The following is a 3636-nucleotide window of genomic DNA, read 5'->3' as shown; positions in this document are numbered from 1 at the left end:
GAACTCCACATAAGCGGCGGCGACACCAAGGGCGGTCGCGATGATGAAGGGGTGCAGCACGATCTTCTTCGCGACGCCGCACGCCAGTTGGAGCGGCGGCGCCTTCTCCTTGCCCGACAGCGCCATCATCATCGGCGCGATCGTGAAATGCACGATGTTCTCGAAGCAGAAGATCAGCGCCACGGGGACCGCCGCCTGCTCGCCGAACGCCAGCAAGGCAAGACCCGGCCCCATATAGCCGATGTTGCCGTACGCCGCGGCAAGGGCGGTGACCGTCGCGGGCGCGATGCCGCCGCGGGAGACGAGAACCGACCAGGCGAACATCACCGTGAAGACGACATAGGTGGCGATGAGCGAGCCAAGGATGAAGCTCCATTCCGTCAACCGATCGAACGGCGTCCTGGCGAGCAGTTGGAAGAACAGCGCCGGCAGCGCGACATAGACGATGAAAATGTTCATCCAGCCGAGCGCCTCCAGCGGCTGCCGGGTGATGCGCGCCACCAGGAAACCGACGAAGATCATGCCGAAGAAGGGAAGGACGAGACCGATGACGTCAGACATTTTTCGCTCAGGCGGGAAAACTCCCGCGCGGGCTAGCCCGTTGCTTCGCCCGGGGTCAAGGACTTGGCTATTGAATTGCGGCGGCGCCTGCGCCAAATAGGCCCAGTCGAAAGTTGGAGTCGATTTTTGGCTGCGTGATGTGTAAATTCAAGGTCTTAGGCGCCCTGTGCGCGGCCACGAAAGGCGCCTCGGAACCTGAGTGGTGAATGCGATGAAAACGGCCAAATTCTCGATCGGGCAAGTGGTTCGCCACAGGCTGTTTCCGTTTCGCGGCGTGATCTTCGACGTCGATCCCGAATTCGCCAACACCGACGAATGGTACGAAGCCATTCCGGCCGACGTGCGGCCGCGCAAGGACCAGCCTTTCTACCATCTTCTGGCGGAAAATTCGGAGACCGAGTACATCGCCTATGTGTCCGAGCAGAACCTGCTCGAGGACCGGTCGGGCGAGCCGGTGCGGCATCCGCAGATCGGCGAGATGTTCGACAAGCTGCCGGACGGCCGCTACGAGCCTAAGCGCCAGTCGAAGCATTGAATGTGATGGCTTGAGGTAACAAAAAAGCGGGGCATTTGCCCCGCTTTTTTGCACGAGAAACGCGCTTGCGCGATCAGTTCGCGGTCTTGGCCTTTTCCTGCTCGTCCTTGAGCTTCTTGGCGAAATCCTGGTTGTTCTTGGCGACGAAGTCCTGCAGCTTCTTCTGCCGGTCCTCGATGTCCGACTGCTGCAGCGGCGGGCCGTCATAGGCGCCGCTGAAGCCGGTGAGCGCGATCTTGATGGGGTTCGGCTGGTTCTGGAAGTTGATCGAGGTCAGCGAAATCGCCTGACCCTTCTTGAAAGACGCCACGAGTTGGTCCGTCAGCGGCACTTCGGCGACGCAGCGGTCCGGGAAGCAGATCACATAGTCAAGCTTCTGCGCTTTGCCGCCATCGATCTGCAGGCCGATGCCGGGAGGCACGAGGCGGCCGGTCGGGACGGTGACCTGGAAGACCTTGCGGTTCACCTTGCCCTTGAGCTCGATCAGGCTGACGCCGGTGACGAGCTGGCCATTGCCGGCGGTGACGATGTTCTGCACATTGCAGATGTCGACGTCTGCCTGCTTGGTGCAGGCCTTGAACCAGCCCTGAGGAATCTGCGGCTGCTGTTGGGCCGAGGCAGTGAAAAGCCCGGCGCCCAGAACGCCGACCACGCCTGCGGCCAGCACCGAAAGGCGGTACGCGTTGATCGTCATATGGTGCACTTTCCTCTCAAATGATCCCGGGGACCGGCTTCTTCGTGCCGTGCGGTCCAGCTACCTGTTGCCCAAATGAGGCAACAGGATGACTTCGGAGCGCGTGTTACACTGCCAGCGGCGTCGAATCCAGCCCGGTTTCCGCGATTTCTTGGTGGTTTCGCATCCCCAGGAGCGAGCTAGATCGGCGATGGAGCGGCTGAACCCGATTCCCGTTGGCGCGCCGATTCAATCAGATGGCGAAATGCTCTACGGTGCATGGCGAATCACAAAGCCGCCCGGCAAGGAGACGGTCATGGACCGCGTTCTCGTCCAACTGATCGCCGCGACCTCGTTTCTGGCTCTTTCGCTCCTTCCGGCGCAATCGGAGCCGAAGCACGGCATTGCCATGCAGGGTGAGCCGGCGCTGCCGCCCGATTACAAGCATTTCGACTACGTCAATCCGGACGCGCCGAAAGGGGGAAGCGTCACCTATTGCGTCGTCGGCTCCTTCGACAACCTCAACCCCTTCATCCTGAAGAGCCTGCGTACCACCGCGCGCGGCATGATCGATACCGTCTACGGCAATCTCGTCTTCGAGCCGCTGATGCAGCGCAACTACAACGAGCCTTTCAGCCTCTACGGCCTGCTTGCCGGGAGCGCCGACATGGATCAGGAGCGCAAGTCGATCGAGTTCCACCTCAATCCCAATGCAAAATGGTCGGACGGCCAGCCGGTGACCCCGGAGGACGTGCTGTTCACCTACGACGTTTTCAAGGACAAGGGCCGCCCGCCCTATAGCGACCGCATGAGCATGATCGCCAAGCTGGAGAAGACCGGCGAGCACAGCGTGAAATTCACCTTCAACGACAAGGCCAATCGCGAATTCCCGCTGATCGTCGCGCTGACGCCGATCGTCCCGAAGCACGCCTTCGACAAGGAGACGTTCGACAAGACGACGCTGAAGCCGCTGATCGGCAGCGGCCCCTACATCGTGGACAAGGTGTTGCCCGGGCAACGCATCGTCTTCAAGCGCAATCCGGATTATTGGGGCAAGGACGTCCCTTCCAAGCGCGGCTTCGACAATTTCGACCAGGTCACCATCGAGTATTTTCTCAACGCCAATGCCAAGACGGAGGCGTTCAAGAAAGGCATCTGCGCCCTTGATGACGAGACCGATCCGGTCAAGCGTGAGCGCGACATCGACTTTCCGGCATTCCGAAAGGGCGATGTAAAGGAGGAGTATTTCAACACCGGCATCCCGCCGGTGGTGACCGGCTTCCTGTTCAACACGCGGCTGCCCAAGTTTGCTGATCCCGTGGTCCGCCGCGCGCTTGGCATGCTCTACGACTTCGAATGGGCGAACAAGAACCTGTTCGGCGGCAAGTTCAACCGCACCATGAGCTATTGGCAGAACTCCGAGCTGTCCGCGCTCGGTCACCCGGCCGACGATCGCGAAAGGGCGCTGCTTGCCCCCTACCCCGGCCGTGTGCCTGCCGATGTCATGGACGGCACCTGGCGGCCGCCCGAGACGGACGGTTCGGGCCAGGATCGCAAGGTGCTCAAAGCCGCCTTCGAATTGCTGAAAAGCGCAGGCTTCCGCGTCCAGGACGGCAGGATGCTCGACCCGCAGGGAAACCCTTTCGGCTTCGAAATCCTGACCTCATCGCAGGATGAGGAGCGGCTGGCGGCGATCTACCAGCGCACGCTGGAAAAGATCGGCATCGACGTCGGCATCCGCTCGCTCGACGGCGACCAGATCCAGTCGCGCAAGCAGCGTTACGACTTCGAGGTGCTGATCGGCACCAGCGGCTTCAACAACTCCTTGTCGCCCGGCAGCGAGCAACTCGGCCGCTGGGGATCGGTT

General features: G+C 61.3%; 4 protein-coding genes. 2 read left to right on the top strand and 2 right to left on the bottom strand.

Annotated features, from left to right (window positions below; genetic code table 11):
- The coding region (locus EOA27_RS27390; protein ID WP_189562126.1) for an AEC family transporter at positions 1 to 561 on the bottom strand (561 nt) is incomplete at its 3' end.
- A 211-nt stretch (positions 562 to 772) separates the two neighbouring features.
- On the opposite strand from EOA27_RS27390, the gene hspQ reads away from it, so the two are divergent.
- The gene (gene hspQ / locus EOA27_RS27385) at positions 773 to 1096 is read left to right on the top strand and encodes a heat shock protein HspQ (RefSeq protein ID WP_042642369.1); all 324 of its coding nucleotides are present in this window, start codon (positions 773 to 775) and stop codon (positions 1094 to 1096) included.
- A 73-nt stretch (positions 1097 to 1169) separates the two neighbouring features.
- Here the strand turns inward: hspQ and EOA27_RS27380 are convergent, their stop codons facing one another.
- Complete coding sequence (locus EOA27_RS27380; protein ID WP_126082728.1) at positions 1170 to 1790, bottom strand: invasion associated locus B family protein; 621 nt, start codon at positions 1788 to 1790, stop codon at positions 1170 to 1172.
- Positions 1791 to 2085: 295 nt separating this feature from the next.
- Here EOA27_RS27380 and EOA27_RS27375 point away from each other — a divergent pair.
- Positions 2086 to 3636: extracellular solute-binding protein (locus EOA27_RS27375; protein ID WP_145970565.1), on the top strand; the 1551-nt coding region annotated here is incomplete at its 3' end.

The sequence above is a fragment of the Mesorhizobium sp. M2A.F.Ca.ET.037.01.1.1 genome (genome assembly GCF_003998075.1).
GTDB lineage: Bacteria > Pseudomonadota > Alphaproteobacteria > Rhizobiales > Rhizobiaceae > Mesorhizobium.
Note: the sequence above shows the minus strand (reverse complement) of the source record. Positions and strands in the feature narration are given on the sequence as shown.